Below are 15,359 nucleotides of genomic sequence, written 5' to 3' on the forward strand. Positions count from 1 at the left end.
GGTGATACCGTATTGCCAGTTCACAGAGGGGCAGGCATTGAAGCAAGACACGCAGGACACCGGAACCCGCACACCGTCAACGCTGGGGCGCGCGACGCTGTTCCTGCTGGCGGTCCTATCCATCTCCTCCGTCACCGTCCTTGCCGCACCTGGCGGGAAGGTGCCCATCGTCATCAATCCCTTCGACGGTGGTGGCAGCAACACGCCCGTTGCCATCAACGAGTTGGGTCAGGTGGTTGGCAGCTCACGGATTCCCTCCGGCTGGCTCCACCCCTATCTGTGGACGGAGGGCTCGATGACCGACCTGGGCTCGCTCGGCACCAACAACGAGAACTCCGGTGCCTATGGAATCAACGCCCTGGGGGAGGTGGCGGGCCAATACATCAGTGATACCGGCCAGGGCGGCGCGTTCCTCTGGCGCAACGGCGTGATGACCGACCTGGGCTCGCTCGGCCGCGGCAGCCACGCGAAGGACATCAACAACCTCGGTGAGATTGTCGGCGGCGCCGCTACTGCCAGCGGCGACTCCCACCTTGTGCTGTGGAAGAACGGGACGCTGATGGACCTCGGCATCATCGGTGGCCATGTCGTGGGTCTCAACGACTCGAGCCAGATCGCGCTCAACGTACCCGAAGCCGCCATCTGGGAGGATGGCGGCGTGACCAGCCTCGGCTCGCTTGACGGCGGCGTCAACACGCTGGGCTTTGACATCAACAACCGGGGCGAAGTGGTGGGAGAGACGTACGTCGGTTCGAAGTACCGCGCGTTCCTGTGGAGGAAGGGAAGGATGATCGACCTTGGCGACCTCGGCGGCGGCACCAGCCGCGCCCGGGCCATCAATGACTTCGGTCAGGTGGTTGGCACCTCCCTCAACGGCCAGAACAGAAACGTGCCCTTTGTCTGGAGCAACGGGAAGATGACGGAGCTTCAATCCCTGCTTGCCCCCGGTACCGGGTGGTTCCTGATGGAGGCGGCCTCCATCAACAATGCCGGGCAGATCGTCGGCTACGGCTCGCTCAGTAGTCGCCAGCAAGCCTTCCTGCTCGACCTCAACGCCTGTACCGACACCGACGGGAACGGCAACCCCGACAATGACGGTGATGGCCTGTGCGACGACTGGGAGACCGACGGCATCGACTTCGACAAGGACGGGGTCATCGACCTGCGGCTGGCCGATGTGAACAATGACGGCGTCATCGACGACGGTGAGCGGGCCGACCCCAACCACAAGGACCTCTACGTCGAAATCGACTGGATGGCACAGCACAGGCCGCTGGCTGGGCCGCTGAATCAGGTCGTCGCGACCTTCGCCAACGCCCCCGTCACGAATCCGGATGGTACGACCGGAGTCCGCCTGCACCTCCTGGTGGACGAGGAGGCGGTGGCGCACCAGCAGACGCTCGCCTTCCAGGGCAGCTCGCCCACGGGGCAGAGCTTCGACGACGTCAAGGCCACGAAGTTCGGGACCGCCAGCGAGCGGGCCGATGCCAACAACCTCATGCTCCTCGCCGCCAAGAGGCTGGTGTTCCGCTACACCCTCTACGTCCACGACCTGTTCGGCTCGGGCGCGAGCGGACAGGCCGAACTGCCGGGCAACGACATCGTCGTCTCGCTGGGCAGCTTCGCCGTCGTCCGTGGACACGGACAGGGCAACGCCGACCAGCAGGCCGCCACGTTCATGCACGAACTGGGGCACTCGCTGGGTCTGCGTCACGGCGGCGGCGACGACCTCAACTGCAAGCCCAACTACCTGAGCATCATGAGCTGGAGCCGCCAGTTCAACGGAGCGCCTGTCGTCGGACGCAAGCTGGACTTCTCGGGGCAGGCGCTACCCACGCTCGACGAGTCCAACCTGAACGAGCTCGCGGGCATCATGGGCCCGGCGGGGGAGAAGACCTCCTATGTCCCGCCGCCGGTTCCGCCGAGACAGGTCGTGGTCCCCACTCAGGGGGCCATCGACTGGAACCTGGATGGGGGTGCTGTCGACACGGGCGTGGCGGTGGACATCACCGGCCCGTGCTCGCCGGGCCTGACGATGCTGGTGGGGTACGAGGACTGGTCCAACCTTCAATACAACTTCCGCAAGAGCCCGGACTTCGCCGATGGCGTGCACCGGCTTCCGGAGGAACTGGAGGAACTCACCCTCGAGAAGGCGCTGGAGCTGAGCCCGGACGCGGACGGCGACGGCAGCTCCAACGTGCAGGACAACTGCATGCTCGTCGCCAATGCGGCGCAGGCGGATGGGGACGAAGATGGCGTGGGCGATGCGTGCGACAACTGCCCGACCGTGTTCAACGCGTCGCAGGAGGAAGTCGAGGCGTGTGTCCCCACCACGCAGGATGGCGGTACGGCGAGCGACTCGGGCACGGAAGCCCCCGACTCGGGCACGGAAGTTCCGGATGCGGGTACCGAAGGCCCGGACGCGGGCACGGAGGCGCCTGATGCGGGCACGCAGTCACCCGACGCGGGCACGGAGGCGCCTGATGCGGGCACGCAGTCACCCGACGCGGGCACGGAGGCGCCTGATGCGGGCACGCAGTCACCCGACGCGGGCCCCGGGGACCCGGAGCCCGGGTCGTCTTGTGGGTGTTCGTCGGGCGGCCTGCCCATGAACGGCCTGCTGGGGCTCATATTGATGCTCGCGGCGAGGCGCGGCCGGAGAGGGCGACGGTGGGGGCGGGAGCGCTCCGCATGACGGGCATCGAGGCACGCCCGCGTCATCCGGATTGGAGCATTCCTGATGCATCATTTCGGGGGGAGCGGTGGCGCCGTGGAGGCCCGGGCCGGCTTTCGGACCCGGGGCTTCACTGAGTCTCCCCGGACACCGAAGTGCCGCATATCCTGCCGGCCATGCTGACCGGACGCCCTCCCGCCGCCTCCTACGTACTCATCGACGCCGAGAACATCGACTGGGCCGTGTCCAACGTGGTGGGACGCAAGCCCGAGTCCCAGGACCGGGTGCAGTTCGACCGGTTGGTGGCCTTCTGTGAAACCAACTTCCCGGCGCCGGTGCGCTGCGTGGTGGTGCTCAACGCGCGCGGCGAGCAACTGCCGGATGTGATGATTGGCTTCGTGCGGGCGCTGAAGTCCGCCGGGTGCGAGGTGGCGCTGCTGTACGGGCGGCCGGACCAGAAGGTGGTGGACCTGGGCATCCTCAAGCTGCTGGAGAACATCCGCACGCAGCGTCCGGGCGCGGCGGTGGTGCTCGCCAGCCATGATGGGGCGGACTTCGCGGATGCCCTCAAGCCGATGCTGGCGGAGAAGCGACAGGTGGCGGTGCTGGGCCTGCGCGAGTACGTGAGCCAGAAGTTCCGGGAGCTCGTCCCCTCCGGGCTGAAGATTCTGGACCTGGAGCTGAACGCCCGCGTGTTCCAGCGGCCCCTGCCGCGCATGCTCCCCGTCAACGTGGACGAGTTCGACCCGACGATGTTCCTGTAGGCCCCGGCCGTCAGGCCGCCCACCGGCCAGCCATTCCATGAACTGTGCGCGAGGGAACACACTCGCGCCCGGTGCCCGGCGGGACGGGTGTGTTCCTGGTAGGGGAGACCTCCTGCGTCTCCCCCCGCAAGGACGCGCTCTTCATGACAGGTGTACTCCAGTATCCCGGGTGCGGATGGCACGTCCGCACAGTGCGCGCAGTCCGAGGCCCCACCTCCCGCAGTGAGTGGAGGAGGCCATGAGTCCGGCCACCAAGGAGGCAGCGACTTCGCGCGCCTCGCGCTTCGGGCCGCCGCTGCCTCCGGCGACCTTCGCGGGCTTCGTGGTGGCGGCGCTGGCGGTGCTGCTCATCGCCGTCCTGTCCTACAACTCGCTCAAGACGAACGCCGAGACGGGCGCGCTGGTCCGCCACACCCTGGAGGTGGCCGAGCAGCTGGAGGCGTTGCTCTCCACGTTGAAGGACGCGGAGACCGGCCAGCGCGGCTACCTGCTGACGGGCGAGGACTCGTACCTCGGGCCCTACTCCGATGCCAGCCGCGGGCTCGAGTCGCACTTCACCCGGCTCCGGGAGCTGCTGGACGACAACCCGAGTCAGCTTCAGCGGCTGGGCGCGCTGAAGGCGCTCGTCACCGACAAGCTGGCGGAGTTGCAGCGGACCATCGACCTGCGGCAGCGCGGGCAGGCCGAGGCCGCGCTCGCCGTGGTCCGCACCGACCAGGGCATCGTGCTGATGGACCGCATCCGGGCCCTCGTCGAGCAGATGCAGGGAGAGGAGCGGCAGCTGCTCGAGAGTCGCAGCGGAGACTTCCAGCGCTCGGCCACCACGTCCCTGGCCGTCACCTGGCTGGGCTCCGCGCTGCTGCTCGTGCTCATCACCATCTCCGGGGTCATGACCTCGCGCGACTTCCGGGCGCGCTCCATCCAGGCCTGGCTCCAGCAGGGACAGACGCTGCTGTCCACGCGGATGCAGGGCGACCAGCGCCTGGAGCAGCTCGGCGACAACGTGCTGCGCTTCCTCGCGGAGTACCTGGATGCACAGGTGGGCGCCATCTACCTGGCGGACGGCGCGCAGCAGTTCCACCGCTTCGCCGGCTACGCGCTGCCTCCCACCTCCCTCCAGCAGCACGTCGCCCCGCGCCCGGGGGAGGGGCTCGTCGGCCAGGCGCTCCAGCAGAACCGGGTCTTCCACCTCCGCGACGTCCCGGAAGGCTACCTGCCCATCAGCTCCGGCCTGGGGCAGGGCACTCCGAGGCACCTGCTCGTCGTCCCGTCCCAGGCGGACGGGAAGGTGAACGCCGTGGTGGAGCTGGGCTTCCTCCATCCCGTCCACCCGTCGGACCTGGAGCTGCTCCAGCGGGTGTCGGAGTCCGTCGGCATCGCCGTGCGCTCGGCCAATGACCGCACGCGCCTGGAGGTGCTGCTGGAAGAAACGCAGCGGCAGGCCGAGGAGCTGCAGACCCAGCAGGAGGAGCTGCGCGTCTCCAACGAGGAGATGGAGGAGCAGAGCCGCATCCTGAAGGAGTCCCAGCGCCGCCTGGAGCAACAGCAGGCGGAGCTGGAGCAGAGCAACTCCCAGCTGGAGGAGCAGACCCAGCTCCTGGAGAAGCAGAAGGACGTGCTCACCCAGGCGCAGGTGTCCCTGACGGAGAAGGCCACCGAGCTGGAGCGCACCAGCCGCTACAAGTCCGAGTTCCTGGCCAACATGAGCCACGAGCTGCGCACGCCGCTCAACAGCTCGCTCATCCTCGCGAAGCTGCTGGCCGACAACAAGGACGGCAACCTCACCGGGGAGCAGGTGAAGTTCGCGCAGACCATCTCCTCCGCGGGCAACGACTTGCTCGCGCTCATCAACGACATCCTGGACCTGTCGCGCATCGAGGCGGGGAAGGTGGAAATCCAGCCCGAGGTCGTCAGCCTCCCCCGCTTCGTGGAGAACCTCTCCCGGACGTTCCAGGCGCAGGCCCAGGAGAAGCGCATCGGCTTCTCCGCACGGCTGGAGCCGGGCGCCGCGGAGTCGCTGGAGACCGACCCCCAGCGGCTGGGCCAGGTGCTGAGGAACCTGCTCGCCAACGCCTTCAAGTTCACCGAGAAGGGCGAGGTCGATTTGCGCGTCTTCACCCCGTCCCCGGGACGGGTGGCGTTCGCCGTGCGGGACACCGGCATCGGCATTCCCGCCCAGCTCCATGGCGTCATCTTCGAGGCGTTCCGCCAGGCCGACGGCAGCACCCACCGCAAGTACGGAGGCTCGGGCCTGGGGCTGTCGATTTCTCGCGACCTGGCGCGGCTCCTGGGCGGCGATGTGTCCGTGGACAGCACTCCGGGCCAGGGCAGCACCTTCACCCTCACGCTGCCCGTGGCCCTGGCGGCATCCGCGTCCGGCCCCCTGCCCGGCGAGGCGCCCCATGCCTCCCGGTCCGCCCCGAGCTCCGTGGCACCGCCTCCGTCCGTGGCAGCCTCCGCCCCCCAGGCCGAGGCGCCCCGGCCGCCGATGCGCGCTTCCGTGGAGGACGACCGGGAGCGGCTCACTGCTGGAGCGCGGGTCATCCTCGTCGTCGAGGACGACCCCCGCTTCGCGGAAATCCTCCGGGACCTGGCGCGCGAGCTGGGCTTCTTGTGCATCGTCACCGACACCGGCTCGGACGCCTACCAGGCCGCGGACATCTACCGGCCGAGCGCCATCCTCCTGGACATGAACCTGCCGGACCACTCGGGCCTGGCGGTGCTGGACCAGCTCAAGCGCAACGCGAAGACGCGGCACATCCCCGTCCACGTCATCTCCGTGGCGGACTACTCGCGCGAGGCGCTGGAGTTGGGCGCGGTGGGCTACGCGCTCAAGCCGGTGAAGCGCGAGCAGCTCGTGGAGGCCGTGCGGAAGCTGGAGGTGAAGTTCTCCCCGGGCGAGCAGCACGTGCTGGTCGTCGAGGACGACGCCCGGCAGCGCGACAGCATCCAGCGACTGCTGGAGAGCGAGGACGTGCACATCCTCGGCGTGGCCACGGCGGGCGAGGCGCTCGAGCGGCTGCGGGAGCGGACCTTCGACTGCATGGTGATGGACCTGAGCCTGCCGGACCTCAGCGGCTACGAGCTGCTGGAGCAGATGGCGGAGCTGGAGAACGTCTCCTTCCCGCCCGTCATCGTCTACACGGGCCGCTCGCTGACGCGCGACGAGGAGCAGCGGCTGCGGCGTTTCTCCAAGTCCATCATCATCAAGGGCGCCCGCTCGCCGGAGCGCCTGGTGGACGAAGTCACCCTCTTCCTGCACCAGGTGGAGTCCAAGCTCCCGCCGGAGCGACAGCGGATGCTGCGGGTGGCGCGCGACAGGGAGGCTGCCCTGGACGGCCGGCGCATCCTCGTCGTGGAGGACGACGTGCGGAACATCTTCGCGCTCTCCAGCGTGCTGGAGCCCCGGGGCGCGAAGGTGGAAATCGCCCGCAACGGCCGCGAGGCCCTGGAGCGCCTGGCGAGCAGCCTCGCCCAGTCCGCGCAGGGGGTGGACCTGGTCCTGATGGACATCATGATGCCGGAGATGGACGGGCTGACGGCCATGCGCGAAATCCGCAAGCGCTCCGAGTGGAAGCGGCTGCCCATCATCGCCCTGACGGCGAAGGCCATGCGCGATGACCAGGAGAAGTGCCTGGCGGCGGGGGCCAACGACTACATCGCGAAGCCGCTGGACGTGGAGAAGCTCCTGTCGCTCATCCGCGTCTGGATGCCGAAGGCCTAGGGACGGGTTTCCGGCATGTCCATCAAGGAAGCGGACATCGAGCTGCGGCTCCTGCTCGATGCCATCTATCTGAAGTACCACTACGACTTCCGCGGCTATGCCATGGCGTCGCTCAAGCGGCGCATGACACTGGCCGCGAGCCACTTCGGCTGCCGCACCCTGTCTCAGCTCCAGGACCGGCTGCTGCACGAGCCCCCGCTCTTCCCGGCGCTGCTGGACTACCTCACCGTGCAGGTGAGCGAGATGTTCAGGGACCCGTCGTACTTCCGCGCGCTGCGCACCAGCGTCGTCCCGTTCCTGAGGACGTACCCGTCCCTGAAGGTCTGGGTTGCGGGGTGCAGCACCGGCGAGGAGGTGTACTCGCTGGCCATCCTCCTGCGGGAGGAGGGGCTCTTGGAGCGCACGCTCATCTACGCGACGGACATCAACACCAACGCGCTGCAGAAGGCGGAGGCCGGCGTCTACTCCGTGGACCGCATCGCCACCTTCACGCAGAACCACGCCGCGTCCGGCGCGAGCACGTCGCTGTCCGACTACTACACGGCCGCCTATGGCAACGCCGTCTTCGACAGGTCCCTGAAGAAGCACGTCGTCTTCTCGGACCACAGCCTCGCCACCGACAGCGTGTTCGCGGAGGTGCAGCTGCTCTCCTGCCGCAACGTGCTCATCTACTTCAACAGCGAGCTGCAGGAGCGCGCGCTGGGGTTGTTCACCGAGTCGCTCTGCCGCAAGGGGTTCCTGGGCCTGGGGGCTCGCGAGTCCCTGCGCTTCTCCCAACATGCCTCGTCCTTCTCGGCGGTTTCCCGCGAGGACCGCATCTTCCAGAAGGGGTAGGCCGTCGTGGACTCCGACAACCCCACCGGCCTCCGCCCCGAGTCGCTCCGCGGCCGCATCGACGCCGTGGTGGTGGGGACGTCCGCGGGAGGCGTGGAGGCGCTGGGCGTCCTGCTGCCCGCGCTGCCCCCGGGCTTCCGGCCCGCCGTCCTCGTCGTCGTCCACCAGCCGCGAGAGCGGCGCAGCCTGCTGGCCGACATCTTCGCGCCCCGGTGCGCGCTGCCGGTGTCCGAGGCGCAGGACAAGGAGCCGGTGCGGCCCGGCACCATCTGCTTCGCGCCGCCGGACTACCACCTGCTGGTGGACAAGGGGCCGAGCCTCGCGCTGTCGGCGGATGAGCCGGTGCACTTCTCCCGGCCCTCCATCGACGTGCTCTTCGAGTCGGCCGCGGACGTCTACGGCGAGCGCCTGGCGGGCGTCGTGCTCACGGGCGCCAATGCGGACGGGGCGCAGGGGCTGGTCGCCGTGCGCGAGGCGGGCGGCGTCACGCTGGTGCAGGCGCCCGCCACCGCCCAGGTCTCCACCATGCCGCTGGCGGCGCTGGCGCGCGGCCCGGCTGATTTCGTTCTCTCTCTGGAACAGCTGGCGCGCGTGCTCGCGGCCATGGGGGGCGCGCGTGAAGGCTGAAGCGACGGCTCTCGGGAAGGAATCCGTGTCCATGACTCCACGGGTGAAGTGCCTCCTCGTCGATGACCTCGACGAAAACCTCATCGCGCTCGGGGCGCTGCTGCGCCGGGACGACGTGGAGGTGCTCCAGGCGCGCTCGGGCGCCGCCGCGCTCGAGCTGCTGCTCGGGCACGACGACATCGCGCTGGCGTTCCTGGACGTGCAGATGCCGGAGATGGATGGCTTCGAGCTGGCGGAGCTGATGCGGGGCATGGAGCGCACCCGGCACATCCCCATCATCTTCGTCACCGCCGGGGCCAGCGACCAGCGGCGGCTCTTCAAGGGGTACGACGCCGGCGCGGTGGACTTCCTCTACAAGCCGCTGGAGCCGCACGTCCTGCGCAACAAGGCGGAGGTCTTCTTCCAGCTCCACCGGCAGAAGCAGCAACTGGCGCACCAGCTCCGGGAGCTGACCGAGACGCTGCGGCTCAACGAGATGTTCACCGCGGTGCTCGGGCACGACTTGCGCAACCCGCTGAGCGCCATCCTCACCGCGGCGGACCTGCTCCAGCGCCGCTCCGAGGACGAGGCCGTCCGCCGGAGCGCGGGGCGGATGCTGGCCAGCGGCAAGCGGATGGGGCGGATGATTGAGGACGTGCTCGACCTGGCGCGGGCACGGCTGGCGGGCGGCATCCCCCTGCGGCGCGCGGAGACGGACTTCGGGCAGCTCGTCCTGCGCATGGTGCAGGAGCACCAGACCTCCTTCCCCCAGCACCGCATCGACGTGCGGCAGGAGGGCAACCTGGTGGGCGACTGGGACGCGGACCGGCTGGCGCAGGTGGCGTCGAACCTCATCGGCAATGCGCTCCAGCACGGGGACGCCAGCGCGCCCGTCCAGTTGCGGCTCGACGGGATGGATGCGGAGTCGGTGACGTTCACCGTCGCCAACAAGGGCGTCATCCCCCGGGAGCTGCAGCCCTTCCTCTTCGACCCGTTCCGGGGCGGAGCGCAGCAGCGCGGGCGCACGGGAGGCCTGGGGCTGGGCCTCTACATCGTTCAGCAAATCATCCAGGCCCACCACGGCAGCGTGGACGTGGAGTCGGGGGCGGGGCCGCACACGGTGTTCCGGGTGGTGCTGCCCCGCCGGGGCAACGAGGTCGTCAGGCTCTGAGCGGTGGTTCAGCGGATGGAGGGGGTGAGCTGCAACGGTGTGTCGCGGCCCACCGAGATGAACGGCGCCCAGTAATAGGGGTGGGGGTGCGTCTCGCGCACCTCGCGCATGGCGAGGTGCAGTGCTTCCGTGCGGCCCCTTCCGGCGCGCAGGTGGCGGTAGTAGGCCCCCATGAGCAGGCGGGTGCTGTCGTCGTTCACCTTCCAGAGGCTCATCACGACGGTCTCCGCGCCGGCGATGAGGAAGGCGCGGCGCAGGCCCAGGATGCCTTCACCGAGCGTCACGTCGCCGCGGCCGCTTTCACACGCGGACATGACGACGAGCTGGGTGCCCCACAAGTCGAGCCCCGCCACCTCGAGGGCCGTGGCGCGTGAGCTGTCGCCCCTGCCGCCACGCACATCCGAGAGGATGAGGCTGGAGCGGAGCAGCGGGTCGTCGGGGAGCAGGCGGGGAGCGCCGCCATGGAGGCCACCGAAGTGGCCCAGGGCCCGCGTGCCTTCCGCCGCGCCTTCGTTCTGATTGAAGGAGCCATGGGCGGCGATATGGAGGATGCCGGGCGTGAGGAGCTGGAAGAGGTTCTGCTTCGTGGCTTCAGGTCCCAGGTAGAGCCGGGTCCCGGGGAACTGGCGCTGGATGGACAGGGCCTCCTCGCGGGTGCCGGGCAGGGAGGCCAGGACCTCCTCGCCAGCGCTCCGCGTGGAGGCGAAGCTGGGAGCGAAGACGGCCACGGAGCTCGCCGGAGAGACGCTCCGCGCGCGGGGCAGCAGGTCCCTGCCCGAGATGACGTAGGAGAGCTCGAAGCGGTCGAGGAGGTAGTGCTGGCCGTCGTGAAGCGCCTCGAAGGACACCTGGCCCAGCTGGCCGTCCGGTGCGAGGACGAGGCGCCGGACCTGCCCCGGGAGCGGCAGCAGCGGCTGGACGGTCAGCAGATAGAGGGCGCGCGAGGGAAGTCGGTATTCGCTGTCGCGCCAGGCCAGGGCCTCGTACAGCTTCGTGACGGCACTGTCGATGCGGTCCCCGGGGCCGAGGTCCACGGCGCGGATGCTCCCGTCCGGGAAGAGCAGCAGGGCCAGGTAGCGGAGCTGTCCGGGAGACTGGGACGGAAGGCCGCCCGTCACGCGCGGCAGGTCCCTGTACGCCACCCATTCCAGGAGCGCGCTGTCGAGGGGAAGCACGGCGGCGACCTGGTCGACGAGGTCCGCCGGGGCCACCCGAGCGGTCAGTGCACGCAGGGGCGCGGAGCGCGTCGCGAGCGCTGCTTCGAGCGCGTCTCCCCGGTTCGCGACGTCCTTCATCCGCTGCCGATACTCGTTGGGCGACAGCTTGCGGGGACCTCCGAACGACAGCTCGGCCAGCTCGCTTCGGAGCTCGCGCAGCCGCTGGAGGGCGTCGCGGTCCCCGGGGTCGAGGCTGTCGTGGATGGCGCGATAGCGGGCCGCGAGCTCCTCGGCGGAGCGGCCTTTTCTCAGCAGCACGGACGTGAAGGCCAGACGCTGCACGCTGGCGTCTGAGGGGTGCGCGCGCCGCAGGGCATGGAGGCGCTCCTCGTTCTCGCGGAGGCGCTGGAAGAAGGACGAGAGGTGTGACTCGGAGAGGTACGGTGCCTCGCGGCGCAAGAACTCCTCGGAGATTTCCAGCGAACGCAGGAGCAGCGGCACGGCCTCGGTGTGCCGGTCCTGGGCGACGAGGACCCAGGCGAGGTTGTCGAGCGCCTGGGCCACGTCGGGATGATTCGGCCCGAGCGCGGTCTGCTGGATGTCGAGCGCACGCCTGAGGAACGGCTCCGCCCGGTCGGGATGCCCCTGCTGCGCATGGAAGAGACCGAGATTGTTGAGCGTGCAGGTGAGGTCGGGATGCTCCTGCCCCAGCGCGGCCTCCTCGATGAGGAGCGCCTGCCAGAGCAGCGGACCGGCGAGCTCGTACCGGCCCTGGCGCGAGTAGAGGCTGCCGAGACTGTGGAGTGACCAGGCGACGTCGGGATGGTTCTCCCCGAAAGTGCTCAGCCGGATATCGAGCGCGCGCCGGTGCAGCGGCTCGGCTCGCGCATCCTGTCCCTGGCGGGAGTAGAGCCGCGCGAGGTTGCTGAGCGTGTCCGCCACTTCGGGGTGATTCGCGCCGAGCGCCGCCTGCTGGATGGCGAGTGCGCGCGCATGGAGCGGCTCGGCCTTCGTCTCCAGGCCCAGGGTTGCGTAGTGGCGGCCCAGCCTGTTGAGCGCCCGTGCCACCTCGGGATGATTCCTGCCGAGTGAGGTCTCCAGGATGGCGAGGGCCTGCTGATACAGCGGCTCGGCCCGCGCATGGAGTCCCTGGGCGGAGTAGACGCGCGCGAGGTTGCTGTATGCGCGAGCCACGTCCGGATGGTGGGGGCCGAGCTCCGCCTCGAGGATGGCGCGTGCGCGCAGATGCTCCCGCTCGGCCTGGGGGTAGCGGCGCTGGCTGGCGTGGAAGACCGCGAGGTTGTCGAGGGCGTTGGCGACCTGGATGGGGCTGGCGCCCTGGGTGGCTTCGAGGGCGCGCTCGAACAGTGACTCCGCTTGGGCCGTGTGTCCCTGGGTGTCGTGGAGGATGGCGAGGTGGGTGAGCGTCTGGGCGAGCTCGGGGTGGTGCTTCGCCAGCACCGCTTGCTGGATGTCGAGTGCGCGCTGGAGGAGGGGACCGGGGCGCACGGAGTCTCCGCTCAACATGAGCAGGTGGCCCAGTTGGTCCAGGCTGACGGCCACCTCCGGATGCGTGTCGCCGAGCGCCGCTGCTCGCAGCGCGAGCGCGTGCTCACTGGCTGGAATGGCTTCTATGTACCTGCCGTCCTGCTCGAGCCTCGCTGCCTCGTCGAAGACCGCACGGGCTTCGAGCAACCTCGCATCCGGCCGTGCCACGACAGCCGCCAGTCCCGCCAGACAGCACAGGATGACGACCACCGCCCCTCCGCGCACTCGCCACATGTGTCACCACTCCGTGAGCCCATGGCGGCGCAATGCGCCGCGGGCCATCGCGGGGCTGGCTGGCGGTGGCCTTGGGGCTGTCTTAAGCGCCGCCGGAGGGGGGCGCTGTTACGGAGTTCACACCCCTGTGACAGAGAGGGTCAGAGTTGCTCGTATGAGTGGTTGCGCAGCAGCACCGCGTCGGCACTCAAGCCCTCGCGCTGCACGGTGCAATGGTCGCCGGCACCGAGGTCCACCGCGCGGGCGACGTGGAAGCGTCCGGGGCACTCAGCGAGGATGGACGCCACCGAGCGCCCATCCCGTGTGCGGGCGAGGCAGGTCGCTCCGTCTGGTGCCCAGGCCGCTTCGAACGAGGCGCGCGAAAGGTCCCACGAGGCGGAGGACTTTGCCGTCCGGGAGAGCACGCCGAGCGCGTCGTACATGTCGATGGTGGTGTACTCGGGCGTGTGGCTGCGCCCGTCACCGCAGTAGTCCGCGCGGGCCATGCGCGTGCAGGCCTGGTGGAGGTCGGCCAGCGACCTGCCTTGGCGTACCTCCCACGGCTTGTAGCCCCAGTTGATGCACTTGCTGATGGCGCCGAGCTCGCACGCCAATGTCAGCCTTCCCGGCGCATCCTGGTGGTCCCCGCGGGTAGTCCAGAGGCCCTGCACCACCATGGCCCGAGGGTCTGGCACGTAGCCGTTGGAGATGCATGGGTTCTCCCACTCCCGCGCTCCCGGGTTCCACGCTTCGATGCGGTACCACATCACCTCGGGGTCCGAGGGAGCGGGCTCCGCGCCGCAGATGGCCACCTCCACCGGCCTGCCATCTCCGGAGGTGCCCTGGAACACGGTGCCCACGAGACCGCGAGTTTCATCCGGCGAGGTCACGAGACGACCTTCGAGCAGTCGTACGGCCTTCACGTGGGCGTTTGCCTGGAGGAGGTGCTCGCTGTCGATGGAAACGAGCACGCTGCGCCGCTCGTCTGTCTTCTGCCCGCCGTCCCACGCACGCTTCGTGCCCCACAGGAGCGTACCGACGGGAGCGAGGCCGCGCTCGGATGTCCGGGCCTGGCACCGGCGCGCGTAGTGGTCCGCGTCCGGTTTCGCGTTCCAGGACAGTGAGCCGACCGAGTCGGCGGCGAAGGCGGACGGGGTGAGCAGCAGGCAGAACACAGGAAACAAGGACAGCCTCGGCGCGTTCATGGGGAACCTCTCAATGGATGGGGAGACCGGCGCTGGCCGGCGCCATCAGCGGTGAAGAGCAGCTGAGACTGGGAGTTATGCAGGAATTCCTACCGGCCCCGGGACACGTCCCGAATGTTCGGGAGTGCCTCATCGCGGGGCCGGCGGACCCTCCGGGGCGGGAGTGAGGGATTGCAGCGGAGTGTCCCGACCCAGAGAGATGAAGGGCGCCCAGTAGTACGGATGTGCACCCCCATGAGTCGACCAAGAAAATGGGGACCCGCGAGCCGCTCGCAGGTCCCCACACGATGACTTGAAGCAGCGTCGGTTCAGTGGCCGTCGTACGAGCGGTTACGCAGCAGCACCGTCTCGGGGCTCATGCCTTCGCGCCGCACCGTGCAGCGGTCCTCGCCACCCAGGTCCACCGCTCCCGTGCTGAATCTGCCCGGGCACTCCTGAAGGATGGTCTCCAGCGGCTCGCCATACCGGGTGCGCGCCATGCACGTCGCGCCATCCGGCCCCCAGGCCGCCTCGAACGAGGCGAGCGCCGGGTCCCAGGACGACGAGGCCTTCGTCATCCGCGTCTGCATACCGAAGCTGTCGTACATGTCGATGACGGTGCCGTTCAACGTGCGGCTCCGGCCATTGCCGCAGTAGTCCGCACGAGCCATGCGCGTGCAGGCCTGATGCATGCCGGCCAGCGACTTCCCGTCACGTTCGCCCCACGGCTTGTAGCCCCAGTTGATGCACTTGCTGATGGCGCCGAGCTCGCACGCCAGCGTCACCTTCCCCGGCGCATCCTGGTGCGCCCCGCGCGTGTCCCAGATGCCGCCCACCGCCATGGCCCGAGGCGTCTGCGCCCCGCCTTTGGACTGACACGGGTTCTCCCACTCCTGCGCCACCGGGTTCCACGCCTCGATGCGGTACCACTCCACCGAGGGGTCATCCGCCGAGGGCTCCGCGCCGCAGATGGCCACCTCCACCGGGTTGCCGTCACTGTCGGCTCCCTGGAGCACCATCCCGACGACGTTGCTGGATGCATCCGGCCAGGCATGCAGGCGCCCTTCCCGCACCCGCACCGCCTTCACGTCGTCAGGGGCCTTCCGCACCGCGTCGCCGTCGATGAAGGTGAGCACGCTGTTCCGCTCGTCCGTCTTCTGCTCGACGTCCCACGCACGCTTCGTGCCCCACAGCTCGGTGCCCTGGATCTTGTCCGTCCGCTGGGGAGCCTGGCCCTTGCAGCGGAGGGCGTAGCGGTCGGCGACCGTCAGCGAGGCGACGACGCTGTCGGGCCGCGCCTGGGAGGCGGAGATGTGCGCCGGGGCGGCTGCGAACACCGGCGACGTGAGCAGCAGGCACACGGAGGTGAGCAGGGACTTCTTGAGCGCTTTCATCGGCATACCTCTTCCATTGGGTGGGGCGACCGGCACGAAGCCGGCGCCTTCAATGGAGAGGAGCCCCCGGAACAGAGGGTTATGCATGGA

The 15,359-nt window shown here is 69.2% G+C and carries 9 protein-coding genes; 6 read left to right on the forward strand and 3 right to left on the reverse strand.

What is annotated here, in order from left to right:
• Positions 1 to 37 precede the first annotated feature (37 nt).
• The 6 genes from OV427_RS27150 to OV427_RS27175 all read left to right on the forward strand — a co-directional run bounded on the left by OV427_RS27150 (position 38) and on the right by OV427_RS27175 (position 9,773).
• On the forward strand, positions 38 to 2,695 hold the full coding sequence (locus OV427_RS27150) for a zinc-dependent metalloprotease family protein (RefSeq protein ID WP_267859083.1): 2,658 nt from the start codon (positions 38 to 40) through the stop codon (positions 2,693 to 2,695).
• A gap of 155 nt (positions 2,696 to 2,850) precedes the next feature.
• Entirely contained in the window at positions 2,851 to 3,438 is a 588-nt protein-coding gene (locus tag OV427_RS27155; protein WP_267859084.1) for an NYN domain-containing protein, read from the forward strand.
• A gap of 238 nt (positions 3,439 to 3,676) precedes the next feature.
• Positions 3,677 to 7,162, forward strand: a complete 3,486-nt coding sequence (locus OV427_RS27160; protein WP_267859085.1) for a response regulator — start codon at positions 3,677 to 3,679, stop codon at positions 7,160 to 7,162.
• Positions 7,163 to 7,177: 15 nt separating this feature from the next.
• Positions 7,178 to 7,996: a CheR family methyltransferase gene (locus OV427_RS27165; RefSeq protein ID WP_267859086.1), complete on the forward strand. Its 819-nt coding sequence runs from the start codon at positions 7,178 to 7,180 to the stop codon at positions 7,994 to 7,996.
• A gap of 6 nt (positions 7,997 to 8,002) precedes the next feature.
• Positions 8,003 to 8,623 carry a chemotaxis protein CheB gene (locus OV427_RS27170; protein ID WP_267859087.1) on the forward strand — a complete coding sequence of 207 codons (621 nt, stop codon included), beginning with the start codon at positions 8,003 to 8,005 and terminating at the stop codon, positions 8,621 to 8,623.
• A 31-nt stretch (positions 8,624 to 8,654) separates the two neighbouring features.
• Entirely contained in the window at positions 8,655 to 9,773 is a 1,119-nt protein-coding gene (locus tag OV427_RS27175) for a hybrid sensor histidine kinase/response regulator (RefSeq protein ID WP_267859088.1), read from the forward strand.
• A gap of 8 nt (positions 9,774 to 9,781) precedes the next feature.
• Here the strand turns inward: OV427_RS27175 and OV427_RS27180 are convergent, their stop codons facing one another.
• From OV427_RS27180 to OV427_RS27190, 3 genes are all read right to left on the reverse strand, one after another.
• Complete coding sequence (locus OV427_RS27180) at positions 9,782 to 12,712, reverse strand: CHAT domain-containing tetratricopeptide repeat protein (RefSeq protein ID WP_267859089.1); 2,931 nt, start codon at positions 12,710 to 12,712, stop codon at positions 9,782 to 9,784.
• A 140-nt stretch (positions 12,713 to 12,852) separates the two neighbouring features.
• Positions 12,853 to 13,896 (reverse strand): ADYC domain-containing protein, encoded by a 1,044-nt coding sequence (locus tag OV427_RS27185; protein WP_267859090.1) that lies wholly within the window; start codon positions 13,894 to 13,896, stop codon positions 12,853 to 12,855.
• A 308-nt stretch (positions 13,897 to 14,204) separates the two neighbouring features.
• Entirely contained in the window at positions 14,205 to 15,269 is a 1,065-nt protein-coding gene (locus OV427_RS27190) for an ADYC domain-containing protein (protein WP_267859091.1), read from the reverse strand.
• Positions 15,270 to 15,359 lie beyond the last annotated feature (90 nt).

Origin of the sequence: Pyxidicoccus sp. MSG2 (assembly GCF_026626705.1) — a bacterium.
Classification (GTDB): domain Bacteria; phylum Myxococcota; class Myxococcia; order Myxococcales; family Myxococcaceae; genus Myxococcus.

Coding starts and splice junctions, on each gene's coding strand:
- OV427_RS27155 (WP_267859084.1), top strand. CDS start 2,851: ATGCTGACCGGACGCCCTCCCGCCGCCTCCTACGTACTCATCGACGCC.
- OV427_RS27160 (WP_267859085.1), top strand. CDS start 3,677: ATGAGTCCGGCCACCAAGGAGGCAGCGACTTCGCGCGCCTCGCGCTTC.
- OV427_RS27165 (WP_267859086.1), top strand. CDS start 7,178: ATGTCCATCAAGGAAGCGGACATCGAGCTGCGGCTCCTGCTCGATGCC.
- OV427_RS27175 (WP_267859088.1), top strand. CDS start 8,655: ATGACTCCACGGGTGAAGTGCCTCCTCGTCGATGACCTCGACGAAAAC.
- OV427_RS27180 (WP_267859089.1), bottom strand. CDS start 12,712: ATGTGGCGAGTGCGCGGAGGGGCGGTGGTCGTCATCCTGTGCTGTCTG.
- OV427_RS27185 (WP_267859090.1), bottom strand. CDS start 13,896: ATGAACGCGCCGAGGCTGTCCTTGTTTCCTGTGTTCTGCCTGCTGCTC.
- OV427_RS27190 (WP_267859091.1), bottom strand. CDS start 15,269: ATGAAAGCGCTCAAGAAGTCCCTGCTCACCTCCGTGTGCCTGCTGCTC.